At 54.5% G+C, this 25,038-nt stretch carries 22 protein-coding genes; 12 read left to right on the top strand and 10 right to left on the bottom strand.

Features of this window, described 5'->3' with window-relative positions:
* From mutL to hflC, 6 genes are all read left to right on the top strand, one after another.
* The gene (gene mutL, locus FFS28_RS13055; RefSeq protein ID WP_137849746.1) at window positions 1-1,845 is read left to right on the top strand and encodes a DNA mismatch repair endonuclease MutL; all 1,845 of its coding nucleotides are present in this window, start codon (window positions 1-3) and stop codon (window positions 1,843-1,845) included.
* On the top strand, window positions 1,838-2,788 hold the full coding sequence (miaA, locus tag FFS28_RS13050; protein WP_137849745.1) for a tRNA (adenosine(37)-N6)-dimethylallyltransferase MiaA: 951 nt from the start codon (window positions 1,838-1,840) through the stop codon (window positions 2,786-2,788). The genes mutL and miaA overlap by 8 nt, the downstream gene beginning before the upstream one ends.
* An 85-nt stretch (window positions 2,789-2,873) precedes the next feature.
* The gene (hfq, locus tag FFS28_RS13045) at window positions 2,874-3,185 is read left to right on the top strand and encodes an RNA chaperone Hfq (RefSeq protein WP_137849744.1); all 312 of its coding nucleotides are present in this window, start codon (window positions 2,874-2,876) and stop codon (window positions 3,183-3,185) included.
* Between the two features lie 73 nt (window positions 3,186-3,258).
* The gene (gene hflX / locus FFS28_RS13040) at window positions 3,259-4,539 is read left to right on the top strand and encodes a ribosome rescue GTPase HflX (protein WP_137849743.1); all 1,281 of its coding nucleotides are present in this window, start codon (window positions 3,259-3,261) and stop codon (window positions 4,537-4,539) included.
* 56 nt (window positions 4,540-4,595) lie between these two features.
* The gene (gene hflK, locus FFS28_RS13035) at window positions 4,596-5,855 is read left to right on the top strand and encodes an FtsH protease activity modulator HflK (protein ID WP_137849742.1); all 1,260 of its coding nucleotides are present in this window, start codon (window positions 4,596-4,598) and stop codon (window positions 5,853-5,855) included.
* A 2-nt stretch (window positions 5,856-5,857) separates the two neighbouring features.
* Complete coding sequence (gene hflC, locus FFS28_RS13030) at window positions 5,858-6,862, top strand: protease modulator HflC (RefSeq protein WP_058609523.1); 1,005 nt, start codon at window positions 5,858-5,860, stop codon at window positions 6,860-6,862.
* Between the two features lie 83 nt (window positions 6,863-6,945).
* Here the strand turns inward: hflC and FFS28_RS13025 are convergent, their stop codons facing one another.
* The 7 genes from FFS28_RS13025 to FFS28_RS12995 form a co-directional block, all read right to left on the bottom strand.
* Entirely contained in the window at window positions 6,946-7,809 is an 864-nt protein-coding gene (locus FFS28_RS13025) for a StfH/YfcO family fimbrial adhesin (RefSeq protein WP_137849741.1), read from the bottom strand.
* Window positions 7,810-8,346, bottom strand: a complete 537-nt coding sequence (locus tag FFS28_RS13020) for a fimbrial protein (protein ID WP_137849740.1) — start codon at window positions 8,344-8,346, stop codon at window positions 7,810-7,812. It lies immediately after the preceding gene.
* The gene (locus FFS28_RS13015; protein ID WP_137849739.1) at window positions 8,343-8,819 is read right to left on the bottom strand and encodes a fimbrial protein; all 477 of its coding nucleotides are present in this window, start codon (window positions 8,817-8,819) and stop codon (window positions 8,343-8,345) included. Before FFS28_RS13015 ends, FFS28_RS13020 begins: the two co-directional genes overlap by 4 nt.
* A complete protein-coding gene (locus FFS28_RS13010; protein WP_137849738.1) occupies window positions 8,816-9,313 on the bottom strand; it encodes a fimbrial protein in 498 nt (165 codons plus the stop codon). The genes FFS28_RS13015 and FFS28_RS13010 overlap by 4 nt, the downstream gene beginning before the upstream one ends.
* Before the next feature lie 18 nt (window positions 9,314-9,331).
* Window positions 9,332-10,030, bottom strand: coding sequence for a fimbria/pilus periplasmic chaperone (locus FFS28_RS13005; RefSeq protein WP_249357437.1), 699 nt, complete (start codon window positions 10,028-10,030; stop codon window positions 9,332-9,334).
* A gap of 47 nt (window positions 10,031-10,077) precedes the next feature.
* The gene (locus FFS28_RS13000; RefSeq protein WP_137849736.1) at window positions 10,078-12,723 is read right to left on the bottom strand and encodes an outer membrane usher protein; all 2,646 of its coding nucleotides are present in this window, start codon (window positions 12,721-12,723) and stop codon (window positions 10,078-10,080) included.
* A gap of 82 nt (window positions 12,724-12,805) precedes the next feature.
* Window positions 12,806-13,381: a fimbrial protein gene (locus tag FFS28_RS12995; RefSeq protein ID WP_137849735.1), complete on the bottom strand. Its 576-nt coding sequence runs from the start codon at window positions 13,379-13,381 to the stop codon at window positions 12,806-12,808.
* 548 nt (window positions 13,382-13,929) lie between these two features.
* Between FFS28_RS12995 and FFS28_RS12990 the strand changes: the two genes are divergently transcribed.
* From FFS28_RS12990 to rlmB, 5 genes are all read left to right on the top strand, one after another.
* On the top strand, window positions 13,930-14,127 hold the full coding sequence (locus FFS28_RS12990) for a DUF2065 domain-containing protein (protein ID WP_058609529.1): 198 nt from the start codon (window positions 13,930-13,932) through the stop codon (window positions 14,125-14,127).
* A gap of 103 nt (window positions 14,128-14,230) precedes the next feature.
* Window positions 14,231-15,529, top strand: coding sequence for an adenylosuccinate synthase (locus tag FFS28_RS12985; RefSeq protein WP_006178975.1), 1,299 nt, complete (start codon window positions 14,231-14,233; stop codon window positions 15,527-15,529).
* Window positions 15,530-15,722: 193 nt separating this feature from the next.
* Complete coding sequence (gene nsrR, locus FFS28_RS12980) at window positions 15,723-16,148, top strand: nitric oxide-sensing transcriptional repressor NsrR (RefSeq protein ID WP_058609530.1); 426 nt, start codon at window positions 15,723-15,725, stop codon at window positions 16,146-16,148.
* A 38-nt stretch (window positions 16,149-16,186) separates the two neighbouring features.
* Window positions 16,187-18,628 (top strand): ribonuclease R, encoded by a 2,442-nt coding sequence (gene rnr / locus FFS28_RS12975; RefSeq protein WP_137849734.1) that lies wholly within the window; start codon window positions 16,187-16,189, stop codon window positions 18,626-18,628.
* A gap of 69 nt (window positions 18,629-18,697) precedes the next feature.
* Window positions 18,698-19,429, top strand: coding sequence for a 23S rRNA (guanosine(2251)-2'-O)-methyltransferase RlmB (gene rlmB / locus FFS28_RS12970; RefSeq protein WP_006178978.1), 732 nt, complete (start codon window positions 18,698-18,700; stop codon window positions 19,427-19,429).
* Window positions 19,430-19,511: 82 nt separating this feature from the next.
* Here rlmB and FFS28_RS12965 read toward each other — a convergent pair whose 3' ends face one another.
* A complete protein-coding gene (locus FFS28_RS12965) occupies window positions 19,512-20,786 on the bottom strand; it encodes an MFS transporter (RefSeq protein WP_137849733.1) in 1,275 nt (424 codons plus the stop codon).
* A 193-nt stretch (window positions 20,787-20,979) separates the two neighbouring features.
* Between FFS28_RS12965 and FFS28_RS12960 the strand changes: the two genes are divergently transcribed.
* Window positions 20,980-22,602, top strand: coding sequence for an isovaleryl-CoA dehydrogenase (locus tag FFS28_RS12960; RefSeq protein ID WP_137849732.1), 1,623 nt, complete (start codon window positions 20,980-20,982; stop codon window positions 22,600-22,602).
* Here the strand turns inward: FFS28_RS12960 and FFS28_RS12955 are convergent.
* Both FFS28_RS12955 and yjfN read right to left on the bottom strand, forming a co-directional pair.
* On the bottom strand, window positions 22,599-24,530 hold the full coding sequence (locus tag FFS28_RS12955) for a methyl-accepting chemotaxis protein (protein ID WP_137849731.1): 1,932 nt from the start codon (window positions 24,528-24,530) through the stop codon (window positions 22,599-22,601). The two genes, FFS28_RS12960 and FFS28_RS12955, sit on opposite strands and share 4 nt — an antisense overlap.
* 171 nt (window positions 24,531-24,701) lie before the next feature.
* Window positions 24,702-24,977: a DUF1471 family protease activator YjfN gene (yjfN, locus tag FFS28_RS12950; RefSeq protein WP_167519818.1), complete on the bottom strand. Its 276-nt coding sequence runs from the start codon at window positions 24,975-24,977 to the stop codon at window positions 24,702-24,704.
* Window positions 24,978-25,038 lie beyond the last annotated feature (61 nt).

The following is a 25,038-nucleotide window of genomic DNA, read 5'->3' as shown; positions in this document are numbered from 1 at the left end:
ATGCCGATTCAGATTCTCCCGCCGCAGCTCGCGAACCAAATCGCCGCCGGTGAGGTGGTTGAACGCCCTGCATCGGTGGTGAAGGAGCTGGTGGAAAACAGTCTCGATGCGGGCGCAACCCGCATCGATATTGATATCGAACGCGGTGGCGCGAAGCTTATCCGCATTCGGGACAACGGCTGCGGCATCAAAAAGGACGAGCTGGCGTTAGCTCTGGCGCGCCATGCCACCAGTAAAATCGCCTCGCTTGACGACCTGGAAGCGATTATCAGCCTGGGTTTTCGCGGCGAGGCGCTTGCCAGTATCAGTTCCGTTTCACGTCTTACGCTCACCTCCCGCACGGCCGAACAGCAGGAGGCCTGGCAAGCCTACGCCGAAGGGCGCGACATGGATGTGACGGTGAAACCTGCCGCACATCCCGTTGGCACCACGCTGGAAGTGTTGGATCTGTTTTACAACACGCCCGCCCGACGCAAGTTCATGCGCACCGAGAAGACCGAATTCGGCCATATCGATGAGATTATTCGCCGCATTGCGCTGGCGCGGTTTGATGTCACGATCAACCTCAGCCATAACGGCAAAGTCATGCGCCAGTACCGCGCGGTCGCTGAAGGCGGTCAAAAAGAGCGCCGCCTGGGTGCCATCTGCGGAACGCCCTTCCTTGAGCACGCGCTGGCGATTGAGTGGCAGCATGGCGATTTGGCCCTGCGCGGCTGGGTGGCCGATCCTAAGGTGAGCAGCGCCGCGTTTGCTGAGGTTCAGTACTGCTACGTCAACGGGCGTATGATGCGCGATCGCTTGATCAACCACGCAATTCGCCAGGCCTGTGAAGAGAAGCTCGGTGCGGATCAGCAGCCCGCCTTTGTGCTCTATCTGGATATTGACCCGCACCAGGTTGACGTTAACGTTCATCCGGCCAAGCATGAGGTCCGTTTCCATCAGTCGCGTCTGGTGCATGATTTTATTTATCAGGGCGTGGTGAGCGTATTGCAGCAGCAGGCAGAGCCGACGTTACCGCTGGACGACAGCGAGCCGTCTGCGCGTTCACTGCCGGAAAACCGGGTCGCCGCAGGGCGTAACCACTTTGCCGAACCCGCCGTTGCGCGTGAACCGGCGGCACCGCGATTCGCCGCGTCCGGCAACACGCCGCGAGCCACGGGGGCGAACTACCCGAACGCCCAGCCGGGTTATCAAAAGCAGCAGGGGGCGTTGTACCGCAAGCTGCTGGATACGCCAGCCGTTGAGCATAAAGAACGCATTGCGGTCTCTACGCCTTCGCTGGACGGCCACAGCCAGAGCTTTGGACGGGTATTGACCATCATCGCGCCGGATGTCGCGCTGCTCGAACGCGAAGGGCAACTGATGCTGCTGGCGCTGCCGGTGGCGGAACGCTGGCTCAAACAGGCGCAACTGACGCCGGGGATCAATGCCGCTTGCGCACAGCCGCTCCTGATCCCCGTACGCCTGAAAATAACCGCACAGGAAGCAGCGGTATTGCAGCGTGCAACGCCGTTACTGGCGGAAATGGGTATTGAAATCGCACTCGAAGCGCAGCATGTGACCATTCGCGCAGTGCCTTTACCCTTACGCCAACAAAATTTACAAAACTTGATTCCTGAACTGATAGGCTACCTGGCGCAACAGACAACGTCTGATGCCGCGAATACCGCGCAGTGGATTGCTCGCCATCTGGCAAGTGAACACGCTGCATGGAGTATGGCGCAGGCCATTACCGTGCTGGCGGAGGTGGAACGCCTTTGTCCGCATCTGGTAAAAGCGCCACCGGGTGGATTATTACAACCTGTTGATTTAAAAACGGCGATGACCGCCCTGAAAGATGATTGATGTAAGCAAGGCGAGCCTGCCTAAGGCAATTTTTTTAATGGGGCCGACGGCCTCCGGTAAAACGGCATTAGCCATTGAGCTGCGTAAAGTTTTGCCTGTAGAGTTGATTAGCGTTGATTCTGCCCTCATTTACCGGGGGATGGACATTGGCACGGCGAAGCCAGACGCAGACGAACTGCGCGCGGCACCGCATCGTTTGCTGGATATTCTTGACCCGGCTCAGGCTTATTCGGCAGCCGATTTTCGCCGCGATGCCCTGGCCGAAATGGCCGACATTACGGTGGCAGGACGAATACCGCTGCTGGTTGGCGGTACCATGCTCTACTTTAAGGCGCTCCTGGAGGGGTTATCACCTCTGCCATCGGCGGATCCTGAGGTAAGAGCAAAGATTGAGCAGCAGGCGGCAGAGCAGGGGTGGGACGTTTTGCACAAGCAACTGGCACAAGTCGATCCGGTTGCCGCAGCACGGATTCATCCAAATGATCCGCAAAGGCTTTCCCGGGCACTGGAAGTTTTTTTCATTTCGGGTAAAACTTTAACGGAACTGACGCAAACGTCAGGAGAGGCTCTGCCGTATCAGGTGCATCAGTTCGCCATCGCCCCGGCGAGCCGTGAACTGCTCCATCAACGAATTGAGCAGCGTTTTCATCAGATGTTGGCTTCAGATTTTGAAGCAGAAGTGCGGGCGCTTTTTGCCCGTGGAGATTTGCATACGGACATGCCTTCCATTCGTTGTGTGGGATACCGCCAGATGTGGTCGTATCTTGAAGGTGAGATTTCATACGATGAAATGGTTTATCGAGGTGTTTGCGCCACGAGGCAGTTAGCGAAGCGCCAGATCACCTGGTTGCGCGGTTGGGAGGGGGTTCACTGGTTAGACAGTGAAAAACCACAACAGGCGTTAAACGAAGTGATTGAGGTTATTGGTGATATCGCTCACTGAATGTGTACAATTAAGCCGTATCGTGCGCAATTTTTCAGAATCGCAAGGTTCTAAGTACAAAACAAGCATATAAGGAAAAGATAGAATGGCTAAGGGGCAATCTTTACAAGATCCGTTCCTGAACGCATTGCGTCGGGAACGTGTTCCAGTTTCTATTTATTTGGTGAATGGTATTAAGCTGCAAGGTCAGATTGAGTCTTTCGATCAGTTCGTGATTCTGTTGAAAAACACGGTCAGCCAGATGGTCTATAAGCACGCTATTTCTACTGTTGTTCCGTCTCGTCCGGTATCTCATCACAGCAATAACGCTGGCGGCGGCACAGGTAGTAACTACCATCATGGTAGCAACGCACAGGGTTCTGCTGCCCCTGCGCAGGACAGCGACGATACCGAATAAGGTTTCGGCTGTTATCCACACGGGGAGCCAGGGATCCTGCGTTCCCCGTTGATCTTTATTGAGAGGTTTACGCTTGTTTGACCGTTATGATGCCGGTGAGCAGGCGGTGCTGGTACACATCTATTTTTCGCAAGACAAAGATATGGAAGACCTCCAGGAGTTTGAAACTCTGGTCTCTTCCGCTGGCGTCGAAGCAATGCAGGTGATTACCGGTAGCCGTAAAGCGCCGCACCCGAAGTATTTTGTTGGTGAAGGTAAAGCAGTTGAAATTGCGGATGCCGTTAAAGCAACCGGCGCATCAGTCGTGTTGTTTGATCACGCGCTGTCTCCCGCTCAGGAGCGTAATCTTGAAGCACTTTGCGAATGTCGGGTTATCGATCGTACTGGGCTAATTTTAGATATTTTTGCTCAGCGTGCGCGTACCCATGAAGGGAAGCTGCAGGTTGAGCTGGCGCAGCTGCGCCATCTGGCGACGCGTCTTGTGCGTGGCTGGACCCACCTTGAAAGACAAAAGGGCGGGATTGGTTTACGCGGTCCGGGTGAAACCCAGCTCGAAACCGACCGCCGTTTGCTGCGTGGCCGTATTACCCAGATCCTCTCACGCCTGGAACGCGTAGAGAAACAGCGTGAGCAGGGACGTCGGGCGCGAACGAAAGCCGACATCCCGACGGTGTCGCTGGTGGGCTATACCAACGCCGGTAAATCCACCCTGTTTAACCAGATAACCGAGGCTCAGGTGTATGCCGCAGACCAGCTGTTTGCGACCCTGGACCCGACGCTGCGTCGTATTGACGTTGCGGACGTCGGTGAAACGGTGCTGGCGGATACCGTAGGGTTTATCCGCCATCTGCCGCACGATCTGGTGGCAGCGTTTAAAGCCACCCTGCAGGAGACGCGCCAGGCGACCTTGCTGCTGCACGTTATTGACGCAGCAGACGTGCGCGTGCAGGAGAACATCGACGCGGTAAACGTGGTGCTCGAAGAGATCGAGGCCCACGAAATCCCGACGCTGCTGGTGATGAACAAAATCGATATGCTGGAGGATTTCGAGCCGCGTATCGACCGAGATGAAGAGAACAAACCGATTCGGGTCTGGCTTTCTGCCCAGACCGGTGTTGGTGTGCCACTGCTTTTCCAGGCTTTGACAGAACGTCTTTCCGGTGAGGTAGCTCAGCACACGCTGCGACTGCCGCCACAGGAAGGCAGGCTGCGCAGCCGGTTTTATCAGCTTCAGGCGATAGAAAAAGAGTGGATGGAGGATGACGGCAGCGTGGGGATGCAGGTGCGTATGCCGATCGTTGACTGGCGTCGCCTCTGTAAACAAGAACCTGCGCTGATCGACTATATCGTCTGATCAGAAAGGGGATGCCTGAATAATTCGCCCTTGCATAACAAATATGGAGCATATACATGGCGTGGAATCAGCCCGGTAATAACGGACAAGACCGCGACCCGTGGGGAAGCAGCAATAATCAAGGCGGCAACTCTGGGGGAAATGGCAACAAAGGTGGTCGCGAGCAGGGGCCGCCGGATCTGGATGACATCTTCCGTAAGCTCAGCAAAAAGCTGGGTGGGTTAGGTGGGGGTAAAGGTTCTGGCACGGGTGGAAATTCCACTCAGGGACCTCGCCCGCAAATGGGTGGCCGCATCGTGGGCATTGTTGCTGCTGCCGTGGTGATCATCTGGGCGGCCAGCGGGTTCTACACCATTAAAGAAGCGGAGCGCGGCGTGGTTACCCGTTTTGGTAAGTTCAGCCATCTGGTTGAGCCGGGCCTGAACTGGAAACCGACCTTCATTGACGACGTGACCGCGGTAAACGTGGAATCCGTCCGTGAACTGGCCGCCTCTGGCGTAATGCTGACTTCTGACGAAAACGTCGTGCGCGTTGAAATGAACGTGCAGTACCGCGTGACCGATCCAGAACGTTATCTGTTTAGCGTGACCAGCGCGGACGACAGCCTGCGTCAGGCAACCGACAGCGCCCTGCGCGGCGTGATCGGCAAGTACACCATGGACCGCATCCTGACGGAAGGTCGTACCGTTATTCGTAGCGATACCCAGCGCGAGCTGGAAGAGACCATTCGCCCGTACAACATGGGTATCACCCTGCTGGACGTCAACTTCCAGGCTGCACGTCCGCCGGAAGAGGTGAAAGCCGCATTTGACGATGCGATTGCCGCGCGTGAAAACGAGCAGCAGTACATCCGTGAAGCGGAAGCGTACACCAACGAAGTTCAGCCGCGTGCTAACGGTCAGGCGCAGCGTATTCTGGAAGAAGCGCGTGCGTATAAGACGCAGACCATCCTGGAAGCACAGGGTGAGGTGGCGCGTTTCGCGAAGATCCTACCGGAATATAAAGCGGCTCCGGAAATTACCCGTGAGCGTCTGTATATCGAAACCATGGAAAAAGTGCTGAGCCACACGCGTAAAGTGCTGGTTAACGACAGCAAGGGCGGGAACCTGATGGTTCTGCCGCTGGATCAGATGCTGAAAGGCGGTTCTGCACCGGCTGCGAAAGACACCAGCGGCGCAAACAACCTGCTGCGTCTGCCGCCAGCCTCAAAGGGCGGCTCCAGCGCGAACACAACGCCTTCTTCGAACGATGGTGACATTATGGACCAACGCCGTGCTAACGCGCAGCGTAACGACTACCAGCGTCAGGGGGAATAAGGATGCGTAAGTCAGTTATTGCGATCATCATCATCGTACTGGTCGTGCTTTACACCTCGATCTTTGTGGTGAAAGAGGGCGAGCGTGGGATCAAATTCCAGTTCAGCAGCGTCGTGCGTGATGGCGACAAGCGTCCGGTGATCTATGAGCCGGGCCTGCACTTCAAGGTTCCGTTTATTCAGTCGGTGAAAACGCTCGATGCGCGTATTCAGACCATGGATAACCAGGCCGACCGTTTTGTGACCAAAGAGAAAAAAGACCTGATCGTTGATTCCTACATCAAATGGCGCATCAGTGATTTCAGCCGCTACTTCCTGGCAACAGGCGGTGGTGACGTTTCTCAGGCAGAAGTGCTGCTGAAACGTAAGTTCTCTGACCGTCTGCGTTCTGAAATTGGTCGTCTGGACGTGAAAGACATCGTTACCGACTCCCGTGGTCGTCTGACTCTCGAAGTGCGTGATGCGCTGAACTCCGGTTCTGCGGGTACGGAAGACGAAGTGGAAACCCCGGCAGCGGATGACGCCATTGCCAAAGCGGCTGAGCGTGTTCAGACGGAAACCAACGGCAACGTGCCGGTGATCAATCCGAACAGTATGGCGGCGCTGGGTATCGAAGTGGTCGATGTGCGTATCAAGCAGATCAACCTGCCTGCAGAAGTGTCTGAGGCGATTTACAACCGTATGCGCGCCGAGCGTGAAGCGGTAGCCCGTCGTCACCGTTCACAGGGCCAGGAAGAGGCTGAGAAGCTGCGTGCAGCGGCGGACTACGAAGTGACCAAGACGCTGGCGGAATCTGAGCGTCAGGGCCGTATCCTGCGCGGTGAAGGTGATGCCGAAGCGGCGAAACTGTTTGCTGATGCCTTCAGCCAGGATCCTGACTTCTACGCCTTCATCCGTAGCCTGCGTGCTTACGAGAATAGCTTCCAGAGCAACCAGGATGTGATGGTGCTCAGCCCGGACAGCGATTTCTTCCGTTATATGAAGACGCCGAGTAACGCGACACGCTAATTAATTCACATTAGGTAAGTCGTAAAGCGAAAGGGTGGCCAATGGGCCACCCTTTTTACGTTAAGTGTAAGGTCTGCGTCTGGTTACAATTCATCGATCAGATAACGAAAATTACAGGTCGTACTGAATAAACCCGCGCCAAGGTGCTGGGTGTCTGCCTGAACATGAATATCATAAAGCTCAGTGTCGGTCATGGGGTGTTTAGAAATACTGGTGGTGACGCGGGGATCGTCGCAACCCAACACACTGACGGAAACACCGGTGGAAACGTAGCGACAATAGACGCCACGATCGTTCATCTGGCTACCATCGCACAACTGACCCCCTTCCATTAAATAGGTTTGTAATATCGTTTCTACCCTGCCGCCATTGGGGGTTAGAATCAGTTGTTTTTCATGTTGAACCTGGTCTTTACTCCAGGAAATATCGTAGGTGGCGACAGGTACGGTCGGGCAAGCCGTTTCGCGTGTTGGGGGAGATGTCCACGATTTACCGGTAGAGGGATCGACACTCATGGTATATTGCGCGATATTCCACGGGCAATCCTGACCCTCAAAGTGTACGGTGTACGAAACATCTAAACTCCCGCATGCCCACAGGGTGGTATCAATTCCAGGGCAGTGCGATGAGGCAATGTCATTCTTTTGAGCATGGAGTATTTCTATTCTGGGGAGATGAGAGGTGCTCCAGGAAATTAAAGTGGGCGTGCCTAATCCGTTCTCTACAGCATCGGTTGCATCGTAAATACCGTTTTCAGTGGAATTAGAGGATGGGAAAGACACGTGAAGCTGAATATTAGCTTGAACACTGGGGTTTTTAAGATAAGCAAAATAAACGAGAAAGTGCGTTTGGCTTTTCAGGTTATCGGTAGCCGCCATTGCTGATGATGTAAATAACATCGCCAACATAAGCGAAAAAAGAATAAATAATGCAGGCAATTTTTTCATTTATAAATACTCAAACGTGGCGGTTGCCGTTGCGATAAAAGTACCTGGCATCACCCGAGTCCCGGCAACGGTTTGTAGCCATGCGTTCAGGATCAGCTCGTTACTGCCCGGATTTAACGCGAACGTTGCCCCCGTCGGATGATTGAACATCACTTGCGTGCCTGCCAATGTTTCAAGCCCAATCGCAAAACCACTGGCGGTCGATCCGCTATCCAGGGCCAGAAACCCCGGCAGCGTCTGTTCTTCTGAGCCTGAAAATGTCACCCGCAGGCCGTTTTTTAGCGTTGGTCCGCTGCAGTCTTTAAGCGAAATAACCAGCTTTGCGCGTGCTGATTGACCGCGCAACATTAAATCCGGCGCAGCCATTTCTGGAAACACGACCTCATCCAACGTGCCCCCCTGTATCACGGGTTTACAGAAGGTGGTCAGCAAGGTTCCACTAAAATGAAGGTTATCCGTCGCGGCAAACAGGGGCTGAAGCCCCCCACACAGCAATAGCCCGCCTATCAGGAGTCGCGCTGTTTTTCGATGTATCATTGATAGTCCACCTGAAGCGTTGCCCATGCTTCAAACGTGCCCTCAGGAAGCGTAACGCCATCCTTTTTAATCGGCACAGCTTTTAGCACCGGTTGCGTCGCTGGATTAATAGTGAGCGCTGTGCCGATGGTAAAAGGTTGATCATCATGGGTTATTTTTATCCCAAGACCGTTAATATCGGTGTTGACGGCGGCATCGTTAAAGTCGGACTGCGTCGCCATTAGCGTTAACGTCATGGTCATGTATGCATCACGGACCGTCGAATCACAGTCGATGGTATAAGGGATTTCCTTCATATAGTTAATGCCGTTGATATCATCGATCTGCATTTCAGCGAAGGGAACTTCAATGGTTTCATTGTTGCTAATGACGCATTGTGGCGGGTTCACAAGATAACCGTGAAAGTTGACATCGGCACTGGCCATGGCGTCATGCGTGAAAACGAGGAGTAATACAAGCATCAATGGTTTCATTGGTAATCGACCACCATTGTTGCGGTGGCATTAAACTCAGCCGCCTGAAGTGATGCCGATGCTTCTTTTACTGGTACGACTTCCAGTTCGGGAGCGGCCTGGGTATAAGTAAAGTTAAGCCAGTCGGTTGTTCCTGGCTTGATCAGTGTTTTATCCGCTTTATTCTGTAAGCGCAGCCCAAAACCCTCAATGTTGGTTTTGAGCACCTGTTCGCCATTAATGACGGTCGTCTCGCCCTGTAACTGTAGCTTGAGATAATCACTTATCCTCGTCTGACAATCCATTGCGTAGTTCACGGGCTGTGTATAGTGCTCACCGTTCACTTTGGTGGTGACAACGGTACCAAACTCCACCGTTCCGCCGTTGATGACGCAGGGAATTGGAACATTAATCAATACCGTAAGCGACATATCGACGGATTTACTGCCGGCAAAACATGCTGTGTTTGCGCTGATGAACACGATGATCAGACTCCAGAGGACAGTGCGCAGCATTTCATTTTTCTCCTGCGACTATTTCTTCAGACTCTTTTCTTCATTTACGCTGCACGTATTCGCTGCGCATGTGAAGTACAAAGGGGGACGTCCGCCGTAGTCATTGACGTATCCCAGAACAGGTTCGCTGCCGAGATCGGCAGATTTCACCTTCAGCGGCTGGCTGGCGAAGGGGGCGAGTATAATGGGCTCAAAGCCAGCGGCAGTTTTATCCTTGCTGGGACCGGCACTGCTGATGATCACAAAATATGGCGTGGGGTTCTTCACCGTATAGCTGTCGCTGGTTCGGGTAAGCGTCAGCTTATGTTGCCACGGATGCTGGGGATCCAGCGCAGGCAGCGCCGCGGGACGATAAAACAGCTTAATCCGCGTTTGAAGAGCGATTTGCAATACGTTAGGTTTGCTGCTTTTCGGCGGGATTTCGCGGATGTTGAAATAGAACATCGTCTCGCGATCCTGCGGCAAAGAGGCCAGTCCAGGCATTCCCTGTACTTTTACCTGACCGGTGGCCGTGGGTTCAATTCGTTGAACGGGCGGCAGTACAGTCAGTGGCGAGGTGATCTTTTGTCCTGTACTGGTCTCGATCCATGCCTGCGCCAGATACGGCAGCGATTGGTTGTCGTTTCTGAGCGTGATGCTGACCGATTTTTGATCGCCGCGGAAAATCACGCGCGTTCTGTCAGGAACGACTGCGGCATGAGCCGCAAGTGTGGACATCAGCAGGCAACCTGCGATGAGTTTTACGGTATGTGAATGAAAAATCTTCATAGTGCTTTTCCTGAGGAGGTGGCGAGAGCGGGTATCCCGGAAATATTTTCGGGTGTAGGGGGCAGCTCAAGCCGATTGGTTTGTTGCTGAATGGCCGGAATGGTTTGCACCGGCGTGTTTGGACCGACGGGTTTATCGTTGCGGCAGGGTAAAAACACGCCATTAAACAGGTCATTCGGTAGTGGGGATGGAAGCGCGATCTCGCAATGATCGTCGCCATTCCATGAAACCTGCATTTTCTCGCCGGGGTTAACGCCCACCAGATACACGCTGCCATTTTCATCAACCAGCCCTACCTGCTGTTGGCGATGGTTTTTTACCTCTGCACCAAGCGGTGGGTGGCTACCATTACTCATGCGCAGTACCGCCATGGCTTTCACGCCGCTGATCACATCAAACTGACGATAGCCAATTGCGCCGGACGTGAGCGTTGCCTGAGCAATTGAACGCAAGGCCTCAGCATTCTCCGGGAGGTGATCAATGTCGATGCGGATATCGTTCCGATTGTAGTCGTTAACATCGGATATAATGGCCTTGCCAAAGCGGTTGGTGTAAACCGGATCGCTGTAACCGCCAACCGGGATATCCGGGACGCCGCTGGTGTCCACAAGCAGGCGCGTACCGCCGGGGATTGACGTACGGTGCAGCGCGCCGCCCTGGGTGGTTAACGTTGCCCCGCCGGTTAGGGATAATCCCACCGATGAATAGTCTCCATCCACATAGCTGGCATTCATATCCACATCGGCATAGCTACCTGTGTGGCGATAGTAACCATCCACCGATGTGGCATGTTCTGACTGACCAACATTAACCTGGTAGTTGTTATGGTTATCAAGTTGCTCATAATAGCCAACCCGGTTCGAGGTAGTGTTATCGTCGAATGAACCGCTGTAGCTTAGCGTGCGGTTATCACCCAAAGGTACACTCAGCGATAAATAGAGACCGTCATCTTTTTCATTATCGAACTCATTGCGAAAAGCGTTGAGCGACAGGCTGATATTCCTGATACGGCTGATATCAAAATATTTAGAAACCATAACGTTGTAGTTATTCTGGTCCTGACGATCCCAATAGGTTCGTTGCGTCCAGTTGAAATACATGTTCAGCCCAGGTCCGATGAAATTCTGGTTGTAACTCATGGTGAACATCTCTTTATCGTGGCCCGCGCGAATGTTTTCGCCATTGCGAGCGTCAAGAGACTCATTCATCGTCATGAACTTTTCTTCAGAAAAGCGGTAACCCGCAAAGGAGAGACGGCTGTGCAGTTCGTCGAAGTTTTTGGCATAGCTGATGCGGAAAGAATTGCCCTGCAACGTCCCGGTCCCATAACCGGTGTCTTCGGTCAGGTGTGTACGGGAGTTTGTCACATCAACGGCGAGTGCACCGAGGATAGCCAGATCGCGGCCCACACCCAATGCCAGTGCCTGATAATCTTGTTCGCCAATCATTCCACCGTATAACGACCATCCGTTAGCGATCCCCCAGGACGCTTCTCCAACGCCAAAGGGGGATCCTTCCATATGAAGGTCCCAGCTTTGTGGTCGACCCACTGCCGCCTTATAGCGAACCTGATCCAGGCGGGTCAGGAACGGGATAGAGGCCGTGGTGACATCATATTCCTGAACGTTGCCGTCTTGTTCTTCGACGCGTACGTGCAGATCGCCCGTGGTCGACTGGCTGATATCCTGGATATGGAAAGGCCCTGCCGGTACCTGCTTCTCATACAGAACGCGATTTTGTTGGCTAACAATGACCTTAGCGACACTCCTGGCGACGCCAATGATGTCCGGCGCATAGCCTCGAAGATTGGGGGGGAGCATCTGGTCGTCTGTACGTATGCTGGCGCCAGCATAGTTGAAACTGTCAAAGATATCTGACTGCAGATAATCTTCACCCAGCGTCAGCTGCGCGCTAAGACTGGGCAGAGCACGATACGCATAGTAGCGATTCCAGTTCCACTGTTGGTATGTTTGGTCATCCAGGCGCTGATAGTTTCCTTGCCAGTCGGCGCGTAAACGCCATGCGCCGATATTCGCGCCTACTGTCCCGTTACCGCTAATATCATGCTCATTACCGCTGCCATCCATGCGATGTTCATGGTCAGCGTTAACGTTATAGTCAAAAAGAATACCTGAGACGCCGTTATCCCAGCGCGACGGGGGATCCCAATTTTTATCGGTGTATTCCAGGTAAGCCTGAGGAAGCGTGATATTTAATGCGGAATGGCTGAGATCGGCTTCAATTTCCATGCCGTCTAACTGCCCGGGTTTCAGGCAGGAGCCATCTTTAATCCAAATGAATTTTTCTGTCAGTGCGGGTTGAATACCTAATAAGGAGACCAGCTGAGGTGACAAACACGCAAAGCTAGTTTTTGATGCATCATCCGTAGCGTACCAGATAATGGTATGCTCATCTGGCAAGGCGCTATTATTTATAAAAACCTGGAGATCGTAAGAACCCGGTAATACATATCCTTTGCGAGAAAAACGACTAATGTCATAACTCGCCCCTTCCTGAGACTCCAGGAATTGGGTATTGAATTCTACGTTTTCTTCCGCCAGGCCAATATATGATTGACAGGCAAGCGTAAACGCTATGACATTTGTCAAACTTTTGAGGCTGAAATGAGGACCGGGCGGCATAGTATGAATTATTCCTTCGACATTCCGATGTCATGTTGTTTCATTTTCCCCTGCCGCATCATGCAGCAGGGGAATATATTTATTACAGATACGTAATCTGGAAACTGGTCATGCTAGAAAATTCACCCGTGTCGACAGTTGCCGCAGCAGTATCGCCCTGAACCCAAGCTTTGAAACGCAGGGTTTGATCGGCCATAGCTTTACCCGCTGTATCTTTTGTCATTAGCTGGGTTGAGGCTGTACCCATACGCAGTTCGGTACCTTTACTGTCAGCCATCACAATGTAGGCGCCTTTCATTTCACCGCCAGCACCCATTAAAGCCAGGTTACCGGCGTGGGTAGTCGATTCGTTACCATTTGCGTTGAAGACAATGGACATATTTGTCTGAGCGTCGAATACGCAGTTTACGAGTTCAATGTCAAAATCAACTTTCTGTGTCAGGCCTGCTTTCAGTGATGCAGTACCCAGGTTTTCGCCCAAACTGATGGTCTGGTTTTCGTCTCCAATCTTAATAGAGCATGGAGATTCTACGATTTTGCCGACAAACGTCACGGTACCATCGTTGGCGCCGGTTGTAGTTTCCTCTGCCTGAGCGACAGACATTGCACTACCCAAAACCAACGCAGCAGCGAGCGTCGTTTTAACAACGTTTTTCATTTTTCATCCTTAATGTATTAAAAAACAGGCATTAATAGATATGCGGTTATTGATAACCAAGCGGAGGTATGCCTCGATCTCCAGCATCTTTGAAAGCAATTCATAACCCGATCGGAGGAAGGGGAGGGGAACACTTTAAAAAGAGACAAATAACTTAGGTAATGTAAACTCATGAACTAAGTGTATTTAATATTGTTTTACAAGAATAATCTGAATCATTGATTGTTACAATCAACAATTGCTTACATGTATTTTAAGTAATCTTTATGGATTTTGAACATTAGATAATATTCAAAGTGGGGAGCATGCTATGGGTTAAGTCTGACATACTTTATGATTTTACTCATGATTACCTGCCTTTAAATAATATTCCAGGAGTATATTTGTTAAATAAATATAACTTGCCTTTTATATTTATTATTTAAGTGTATCTTTCGGGTTGTTCATATTTTAAACGAAAAAAGCGCAGGAAAAATGAGGGCCAAGGTATGTTACAGTCACTGGCATGACAACGGATACGATTCGATAATAGTAAGAAGGATAGTCGCGTGAACTCACACATCTTGCTGGCGCTTGCTTTGGTTTTAGTGTTGGAAGGTCTCGGGCCGATGCTCTATCCCCGTGCGTGGAAGAAGATGATTCTGGCGATGACACACTTGCCAGAAAATACGTTGCGTCGATTTGGCGGTGCTCTTGTGGTTGCCGGGATCGTTATCTACTACATGTTGAGGAAAACGATTGGCTGATCAAAAAGTGGTCGGATTTGGCATGTTTTAGGGTCAAAAAGTGCTGTATATCTGAAAAAGCGATGGTAGAATCCATTTTTAAGCAATCGGTGATTTTGAAAAAATGGGTAACAACGTCGTCGTACTGGGCACCCAATGGGGTGACGAAGGTAAAGGGAAGATCGTTGATCTTCTGACTGAACGGGCTAAATATGTTGTACGCTACCAGGGCGGTCACAACGCAGGCCATACTCTCGTAATCAACGGTGAAAAAACCGTCCTCCATCTTATTCCATCAGGCATTCTTCGCGAAAACGTCACCAGCATCATCGGTAACGGCGTCGTGCTGTCTCCTGCTGCCCTGATGAAAGAGATGAAAGGCCTGGAAGACCGTGGTATTCCTGTTCGCGAGCGTCTGCTGCTCTCCGAAGCCTGCCCGCTGATTCTGGATTATCATGTGGCGCTGGACGTTGCACGTGAAAAAGCGCGTGGCGCGAAAGCGATCGGGACGACCGGTCGTGGTATCGGCCCGGCTTACGAAGACAAAGTAGCACGTCGCGGTCTGCGCGTCGGCGACCTCTTCGATAAAGCGACCTTTGCTGAAAAACTGAAAGAAGTGATGGAATATCACAACTTCCAGCTGGTTAACTTCTATAAAGCTGACGCCGTTGACTACCAGAAAGTGCTGGATGACGTCATGGCGATTGCTGACATCCTGACCGGTATGGTTGTTGATGTTTCCGATCTGCTGGACCAGGCGCGCAAGCGTGGCGATTTCGTCATGTTCGAGGGTGCGCAGGGTACGCTGCTGGACATCGACCACGGTACCTATCCGTACGTTACCTCCTCTAACACCACCGCTGGTGGCGTGGCGACCGGCTCTGGTCTGGGTCCACGTTATGTGGATTACGTTCTGGGTATCATCAAAGCGTACTCCACGCGTGTGGGTGCAGGTCCATTCCCGACCGAGCTGTTTGATGAGACCGGCGAGTTCCTGTGCAAGCAGGGTAACGAGTTTGGCGCGACCACCGGTCGTCGTCGTCGTACCGGCTGGCTGGACGCGGTTGCCGTGCGTCGTGCCGTGCAGATCAACTCCCTGTCTGGCTTCTGCCTGACCAAGCTGGACGTGCTGGACGGCCTGAAAGAGGTGAAAATCTGCGTAGGTTACCGTATGCCAGATGGCCGCGAAGTAACCACCACGCCGCTGGCTGCTGACGACTGGGAAGGCATCGAGCCAATCTACGAAACCATGCCGGGCTGGTCTGAGACCACTTTCGGTGTGAAAGAGCGTAGCGGCCTGCCGCAGGCGGCGCTGGATTACATCAAGCGTATTGAAGAACTGACCGAAGTGCCGATCGATATTATTTCTACCGGCCCGGATCGTACTGAAACGATGATCCTGCGCGATCCGTTCGACGCATAATCTTCGTGACTGCTGGCCTGCGGGGTGACCCGTAGGCCGGATAAGCGTAGCGCCATCCGGCGACCGCTCCTGGATATCCGCTTTTTCGCCCCGTCTGTCAAATAAATTAGCCGCTACCTGGCTGGCTGGTTTATCATCATTAATGAATATCTCTGCGGTTTGACCGCGTTTTTCCTTATTTCCTGAGGTTGATGTGCAGTTAACAAGTTTCACCGATTACGGCTTACGCGCGCTCATTTACATGGCGTCGTTACCCGCCGGGAAAATGACAAGTATCTCTGAAGTCACAGAGGTATACGGCGTGTCCCGTAATCATATGGTCAAAATAATCAATCAACTTAGTCGTGCCGGATACGTTGCTGCCGTCCGCGGGAAGAATGGCGGGATCCGCCTGGGTAAACCGGCGCAGAGTATTCGTGTTGGGGATGTGGTACGTGAACTGGAGCCCTTGTCTCTGGTGAACTGCAGCAGCGCATTTTGCCACATTACCCCCGCTTGTCGCCTGAAACAGGCGCTTTCTCAGGCCGTGCAAAGTTTTCTCAAGGAACTGGATAACTACACGCTGGCCGATTTGGTTGAAGAGAATCAACCGCTTTATAAATTATTGCTGGTGGAATGAAGAAAATTTCCACCGGAGCTGACAACGGAGGAACCGACATGTCACATGATCCTTTCCAGGAACGCGAAGCCGAAAAATACGCGAATCCTATCCCCAGCCGCGAGTTCATCATTGAACACTTAACCAAACGCGAAAAACCCGCCAATCGTGAAGAACTTGCCGTTGAATTAAACATTGAAGGTGAAGAGCAAACCGAAGCCCTTCGCCGCCGCCTGCGCGCCATGGAGCGCGACGGGCAGCTGGTCTTTACCCGCCGCCAGTGCTACGCCCTGCCTGAACGTCTCGATCTGCTGAAAGGCACGGTCATTGGGCACCGCGATGGCTTTGGCTTCCTGCGCGTGGAAGGCCGTAAAGACGATCTCTATCTCTCATCCGAACAGATGAAGATGTGTATTCACGGCGATCAGATCCTGGCGCAGCCGCTGGGGGCCGATCGTAAAGGCCGCCGTGAGGCGCGCGTGGTGCGCGTGCTGGTACCGAAAACCAGCCAGATTGTGGGTCGCTACTTTACCGATGCGGGCGTGGGCTTTGTGGTGCCGGACGACAGCCGTCTGAGCTTCGACATCCTTATTCCGCCCGAAGAGGTGATGGGCGCGCGCATGGGCTTTGTGGTGGTGGTTGAACTCACCCAGCGTCCAACCCGCCGTACCAAAGCGGTAGGTAAAATCGTCGAAGTGCTGGGCGATAACATGGGCACCGGTATGGCCGTCGATATGGCGCTGCGTACCCATGAGATCCCGTACGTCTGGCCGAAAGCGGTTGAAGAGCAAATCGAAAACCTGCGTGAAGAAGTGCCGGAAGAGTCCAAAGTGGGCCGCGTGGATCTGCGCTCCCTGCCGCTGGTGACCATCGATGGCGAAGACGCCCGCGACTTCGATGATGCCGTATACTGCGAGAAGAAACGCGGTGGTGGCTGGCGTCTGTGGGTTGCGATTGCAGACGTCAGTTACTATGTGCGTCCGAATACCCCGCTGGACAACGAAGCGCGCAGCCGTGGAACTTCGGTCTACTTCCCGTCACAGGTTGTGCCGATGCTGCCGGAAGTGCTCTCCAACGGCCTCTGCTCGCTGAACCCGCAGGTTGACCGTCTGTGTATGGTCTGCGAAATGACCATCTCGACCAAGGGCCGCTTAACCGGCTACAAATTCTACGAAGCGGTGATGAGCTCGCACGCGCGCCTGACCTATACCAAGGTCTGGCATATGCTGCAGGGCGACCAGGATCTGCGCGAACAGTACGCGCCGCTGGTCAAGCACATCGAAGAGCTGCATAACCTCTACAAAACGCTGGATCAGGCGCGCGAAGAGCGCGGCGGGATTTCGTTTGAGAGCGAAGAGGCGAAGTTTATCTTCAACGCCGAACGTCGTATCGAGCGCATCGAGCAGACCCAGCGCAACGATGCGCATAAGCTGATTGAAGAGTGCATGATCCTGGCGAACATCTCAGCGGCACGTTTCGTTGAGAAAGCCAAAGAGCCGGCGCTGTTCCGTATCCACGATAAGCCGACGACGGAAGCAGTGAATTCGTTCCGCACCGTTCTGTCCGAATTAGGACTGGAACTGCCTGGCGGCAACAAGCCCGAGCCGCGTGATTACGCCGAGCTGCTGGAGTCCATTGGCGACCGCCCGGATGCAGAAATGCTGCAAACCATGCTGTTGCGCTCCATGAAGCAGGCGATTTACGATCCGGAAAACCGGGGCCACTTTGGCCTGGCTCTACAGTCTTACGCGCACTTTACCTCGCCGATCCGTCGTTATCCGGACCTCTCTCTGCACCGCGCCATCAAGTATCTGCTGGCTCAGGAGCAGGGTCACAAAGGTAACACCACCGAAACCGGCGGCTATCACTACTCGATGGACGAGATGCTGCAGCTTGGTCAGCACTGCTCCATGGCTGAACGCCGCGCCGACGAAGCCACGCGTGATGTGGCTGACTGGCTGAAGTGTGACTTTATGCTGGATCAGGTCGGCAACGTCTTTAAAGGCGTGATTGCCAGCGTGACCGGCTTTGGGTTCTTCGTGCGTCTGGATGAGCTGTTTATCGACGGTCTGGTGCACGTTTCCAGCCTGGATAACGACTACTACCGCTTCGACCAGGTGGGCCAGCGCCTGATTGGCGAATCCGGTGGCCAGACTTATCGCCTGGGCGACCGCGTGGAAGTGAAAGTTGAAGCCGTCAATATGGACGACCGTAAAATCGACTTTAGCCTGATCTCCAGCGAGCGTGCGCCGCGTAACGTCGGCAAAACCGAGCGTGAAAGAGCGAAGAAAGGCGGCAACGGCAACGCGGGCGGTAAACGCCGTCAGGCCGGTAAAAAGGTAAACTTTGAGCCGGACAGCGCCTTCCGTGGCGAGAAGAAACAGAAGCCGAAGGCAGCGAAGAAAGATGCCCGGAAAGCGAAGAAGCCTTCCACCAAGACCCAGAAAATCGCAGCCGCTACCAAAGCGAAACGCGCTGCGAAGAAACAGCAGGCGGAGTAAACTACTCTGCTAATCTGACCCTCTCCCGAAAAGGGAGGGGGACAAGCATTGTCATAATGAGAACCATCAATGAGTGAAATGATTTACGGCATCCACGCGGTGCAGGCCCTGCTGGAGCGCGCGCCGGAGCGTTTTCAGGAAGTGTTTATTCTGAAAGGGCGTGAAGATAAACGTCTGATGCCGCTAATCCACGCGCTGGAAGCGCAGGGCGTGGTGATCCAGCTGGCGAACCGTCAGTACCTGGATGAGAAAAGTGAAGGCGCGGTTCACCAGGGCATTATTGCGCGCGTGAAGCCGGGCCGTCAGTACCAGGAAAACGATCTGCCGGATCTGATTGCCGGGCTGGATAACCCGTTCTTCCTGATCCTTGATGGCGTGACCGATCCGCACAACCTCGGCGCGTGCCTGCGCAGCGCCGATGCGGCGGGCGTCCACGCGGTGATCGTACCAAGAGACCGCTCAGCGCAGCTGAACGCGACGGCCAAAAAAGTGGCCTGCGGCGCGGCGGAAAACGTACCGCTGATCCGCGTGACCAACCTGGCGCGCACCATGCGTCTGCTGCAGGAAGAGAATATCTGGATCGTCGGTACGGCTGGCGAAGCGGATCACACCCTGTACCAAAGCAAGATGACCGGCCGCATGGCGCTGGTGATGGGCGCAGAAGGGGAAGGCATGCGTCGCCTGACGCGCGAGCATTGTGACGAGCTGATCAGCATTCCGATGGCAGGTAGCGTGTCGTCGCTGAACGTCTCCGTCGCGACGGGCATCTGCCTGTTTGAAGCGGTGCGTCAGCGTAGTTGATTTTCGCCCGGTGGCGCTTCGCTTACCGGGCCTACGGTTTTGTAGGCCGGGTAAGGCGAAGCCGCCACCCGGCAAAACAACCTCACTCCTCCAGCGACCGCAAATGGTCATCCTTCCTCAATGTCATCAGCGCCACAATGCTCACCACCGCCGTTGCCATTACGTAATAGGCCGGAATATCAAGATTGCCCGTCTCTTTAATCAGACTGGTAATGATTAAGCCCGCACAGCCCGAGAAAATCGCATTCGACAGGGAATAGGCCAGCCCAAGCCCGGTATAGCGCACGCGCGTCGGAAACATCTCCGAGAGCATGGCCGGACCTGGCCCCGCCAGCATCCCTACCAGACCCCCTGCAATCAGCACCACGATGGCTTTGACGGCCAGCGTGCTCGACTCCGCCTGCAGGATGTTGAGCAGCGGAAGGGCGAGGATCAGCAGCAGCGCGGCGGCGATAATCATCACTGTGCGGCGTCCTATCTTATCGCTCAGGATCCCCGACGGAATGATGGTGAGCGCAAAGCCAATATTTGAAATCACCGCAATCAGCAGCGCCTGGTTGAATCCGGTATGCAGGGCCGACTGCAGATAGGTTGGCATGATCACCAGGTAGGTATAGCCCGCTGCGGACCACACCATGACCCGGCCAATGCCCGTCACGATGGCCCGAAGCGTAGCCGCAGTGTCGGCCTGAGCGACAGCCGGTTTCTCTTTTTGCTGCACAAAACTTGGCGTCTCTTCCATGCTGACCCGCAGCCACAGCGCGACCGCGCCCATAGGCAGCGCGAGGAAGAACGGAATGCGCCATCCCCAGTCGTGGAGCGCCTCGGGAGTGAGCAGTACGGAGAGCAGCGCCACAATGCCCGCACCCGCTAACAGCCCCAGCGCCACGGTGAAGGACTGCCACGCGCCGTACAGGCCGCGCTTGCCGCGTGGTGCGAACTCGGTCATCAGTGACACGGCCCCGCCATATTCCCCTCCGGCAAACAGCCCCTGCAGGATGCGAAGCAGGGTGATGATCAGCGGTGCGGCAATCCCGATGCTGGCATAGTCCGGCACAATACCGATGGCGGCGGTGGCGAGCGTCATCAGGACCAGCACGATAATCAGCGTCGGTTTACGGCCAATCTTGTCGCCAATACGGCCAAACACCACCGCGCCCAGCGGGCGAAAGAAGAAGGCGATGGCAAACGAGGCGTAGGTGAGGATCAGGCTGGTTAGCCCCGTTTCACCGTCGAGCTGGAAAAAATTCTTCGCAATCACGGTCGCCAGGAAACCGTAGACCGCAAACTCGTACCACTCGATGAAGTTACCAATGGAGCCTGCAATTAATGCACGCTTGTGCGCATCCGGTTGCATAACGATCCTCGCAGAAAAGAGTAAGAATAAATTATTCAACAAAATCGCTAACATGAAATAGTTTATTCTTATGTTCTGTGAGCTATTTCACGAAGCCTTTCAATGCGATCGCCAGCATGTGACCCGACTCCCATGCAGCCCGCAGGCGCTCTGTCCATACTTATCTTCATTGCCACTGAAGGAGGGAGACAGTATGCACTGGCAGACTCACACCGTTTTCAATCAACCTTCCCCGCTCTCTAACAGCAATCTTTTCCTCTCGGACTGCGCCCTGCGCGACGCGGTGGCGCGCGAAGGTGCCGAATGGGACATGGATCTTCTCGCCAGCATTGGGCAGCAGCTGGGCACGGCGGAATCGCTGGAGCTGGGCAGGCTGGCCAACGTGAACCCGCCCGAACTGCTGCGTTATGATGCGATGGGCGAGCGGCTTGACGACGTCCGTTTCCACCCCGCGTGGCACCTGCTGATGCAGGGGCTGTGCGCCAACCGGGTGCATAACCTGGCGTGGGAAGAGGAGGCGCGTAAAGGCTCTTTCGTCGCCCGGGCTGCGCGCTTTGTGCTGCATGCGCAGGTGGAAGCGGGCACGCTTTGCCCCATCACCATGACCTTTGCCGCCATGCCGCTGCTGCTGCAGGCGCTGCCCAAGCCCTTCGAAAGCTGGCGAAACCCGCTGCTCGGTGACCGCTACGATCCGCATCTGGCCCCCGGTGGGCAGAAACGAGGGCTGCTTATTGGTATGGGGATGACGGAAAAACAGGGCGGCTCCGACGTGCTGAGCAATACCACGAAGGCGGAAAAATGCAGTGACGGCAGCTACCGTCTGGTGGGTCACAAATGGTTTTTCTCCGTCCCACAAAGCGATGCTCATCTGGTGCTGGCGCAGGCGAAGGGCGGTTTATCCTGCTTTTTTGTTCCGCGTTTCTTGCCTGACGGACAGCGCAACGCCGTGCGCCTGGAGCGCCTGAAGGACAAGCTGGGTAACCGCTCTAACGCCAGCAGCGAGGCCGAGTTTCTGGATGCCTCCGGCTGGCTGCTGGGCGAGGAGGGGGAAGGGGTTCGGCAAATCCTCAAAATGGGCGGGCTCACGCGCTTCGACTGCGCGCTCGGCAGCCACGGGCTTATGCGCAGGGCGCTTTCGGTGGCGCTGTATCATGCCCATCAGCGGCAGACGTTTGGAAAAAACCTGATCGACCAGCCTCTGATGCGCGAGGTGCTTAGCCGGATGGCGCTGGTGCTGGAGGGGCAAACCGCGCTGCTGTTTCGTCTTGCCCGCGCATGGGATAAGCGCGCCGATCCGCAGGAGATGGCCTGGGCGCGGCTTTTCACTCCGGCCGCGAAATTCAGCGTATGCAAGGCAGGCATTCCCTTTGTGGCGGAAGCGATGGAAGTGCTGGGGGGGACAGGCTACTGCGAAGATAACGAACTGCCACGCCTGTACCGGGAAATGCCGGTGAACAGCATCTGGGAAGGCTCCGGGAACATTATGTGCCTGGACGTGCTGCGGGTCCTGACGAAGCAGCCGGGAATGCTCGACCTGCTCAGCGACGACTTCGCCCAGGTAAAAGGGCAGGATCGCCACTTCGATCGCAGCTGGCGGCAGCTACAGCAGAAGCTGCGTAAGCCTCAGGAGGCGCAGGGCAGGGAGATTGCCCGCCAGCTCAGTTTGCTGGGCGCGGGAAGCCAGATGCTGCGGCACGCCTCGCCGCCGATGGCGCAGGCGTGGTGTCGCATGATGCTGGATACCCGTGGCGGAACGCTGATGAGCGAACAGGTGCAAAATGACCTGCTGCTGCGCGCCACGGGCAGGGTGGGTTAATCTTTCAGCTGGAACAGGCTTACCAGCCGGGTGAGGTGCGACCCTTGCTCGCGCAGCGCGTGTGCGGTTTGCTCGCTGCGTGAAACGCGATCGGCGTTGATGTGCGACGCTTCGCCAATGTGGGTCATGGCCAGGTTAACCTGGCCAATCCCGGCGGACTGTTCGCGGGAGGCTTGGTTAATTTCAGTCACCAGCTGGCTGATGTTATCGATGTGAACGATGATGGCATCCATCGCCAGGCGCGTCTGCTCGGAAAGCGCGTGCCCCTCGCCCACTTTTTTCAGCGTGTCGCCAATCAGCTGCTCAATCTCTTTCACCGCGTTGGCGCTGCGTGCTGCCAGGGCGCGGACCTCCTGCGCGACCACCGCGAAACCTTTGCCATGCTCGCCCGCCCTCGCCGCTTCGACTGCCGCATTGAGGGCCAGGATGTTGGTCTGGAAAGCGATTGACTCGATCACACGCGTGATATCTTCAATGCGTTTCGACGCATCACGAATATCATCCATAGTGGCGACGGCGTGGGTGACCGTTTCACCGCCCTGATACACCGCGCGTGACGTCTCTCCGACGAGCTGCTGCGTTTGCTCCATGTTGGCCGCATTTTGCTGCACCGTCGCGGCCAGCTGCTCCATGCTGGCGGAGGTCTCTTCTACGCTGCTGGCCTGCTTGTTGATCTGCTCTGAAATTTCGCCGCTATCGTTGGCCAGCGCGTTGGTTCCGGTCCGAATGTCGCCTGCAGCCTCACGGACCTGAATAACGATCTTTTGCAGGCCATCCCCGATACCGTTGATCGCCGCGATCAGCTGCCCGACCTCATCCTGGCGCGTCACCGGCAGGTTTGCCCGCAGATCGCCTGCTGCGTACAGGCGGGCAAGGTGGATCACATTACGTAACGGGCGCGTAAGCATGCGACGGATAATCATGACGAACAGCCCTGCAAACAGCACCGATAACGCCACGCCCGCCAGCAAGAAGCGATCGCGCAGGTGATTCACGTTTGAGAGCAGTACTGCTTTATCCACCTCGCCCACGATGGTCCAGTTCCAGCCCGGAAGCGGGGTGTAGGCCATTTTGAGCGTGCGGCCATCATCACTGATCCGCTCCAGCGTACCGGCGGTATCGCTCAGCAACTGCTGTTGCGTGGCGCTATCCCATTTGGGCAATTGTCCCTCTTCGCTGTTGTGGAACAGGTAGTGCCCGCGGGTCTTCCCGGTGCTGCGATCGAGAACGAAAAAGTGTCCACTTTCACCGAGGCGACGGTTAAGGATTTTCTCGCGCATGACGTTCCAGGAGTGGGTGATATCCACCCCGACAAAAATAATGCCGATCACCTGGCCGTCACTGCTTTTGACGGGCTGATACTGGGTGATATAACGCTTGCCGAAAAGCAGCGCCAGCCCACGGTACACTTCCCCTTTGGTGACGGCGGCAAACGCCGGGCTGGTGGTATCCAGCACGGTACCCATTGCGCGTTCGCCATTCTCTTTGCGCAGGGACGTGGCGACACGGATAAAGTCATTACCGCTGCGGACAAACAGCGTCGAAATCGCACCGGTTCGATTGAGGAAGTCGTCGGAAAGGGCATTGTTATCATGCAGCCCGGTCTCGCCGCCTTTCAGCAGGGGAACGGTTAAACCATTGATCGTCCTGCTCTCGGCGGAATCGACATGTAACGGTTGCGGAAGAAAGGTGGTGAAAAGCCGGGTATAACTTTCGACCTCTTCGCTCAGGCTGGTGTTGAACATCTCGACCATATCCACCATGCCGGTGGACTGATTATGCAGATCCTCAACGGCCAGTGATTCCAGCTGCTGGCTGGCCTTATGGCTGAGAAGAAAAGTGAACAGCAGAAACAGAATGGCGACGCTCACGCCGGTCAGCAGCGATAGCTTAGTGCCCAGGCCTGCACGGCGGAAAAAACTGATCATAAATTGCTCATTATTAAAAAGGTATGGCTTTTCAACGGCAGAGCAGGGCTAACATTTACTCTATAAATGTAACTGGATGTTATTTATTTGTTTTATTAACGGCTTATAAGGTGATGAAAGATTTGCAAAAATGAAAAGCCACTAAAAGTAAGTGGCTTTTACTGGGAGGGATTATGCATAGAGAATGGCCTGTACTCGCCAGTGATCGACATGATGGTCTTCCTGCATCTGGATAATGCGATACCACGACGCACCCTGCTCATCGGCTTTTAATGCAACGACACGTTCAACGTCTTGTGGACTTCCCGAAATATTATTTACGGAGATATGACCAATCTCATTCAGACCCGTTACGCAATCTGCGCTGGCGAATTCCGCCGACTGCGCGGTCGTGCTTACAAGGCCCGCTGAGAGCAACAGAGAGGTTAAAGCAAGAGTTCGTTTCATTGTCAGCTCCATTTCACATGTCTCCGGTATCCGCCGGGCAATCCTTCGCGAATAAACTCAC

The sequence above is a fragment of the Enterobacter sp. 2VL genome (genome assembly GCF_005503595.1).
Lineage (GTDB): Bacteria > Pseudomonadota > Gammaproteobacteria > Enterobacterales > Enterobacteriaceae > Enterobacter > Enterobacter cancerogenus.
This window is presented reverse-complemented; position numbering and strand designations above follow the sequence as displayed.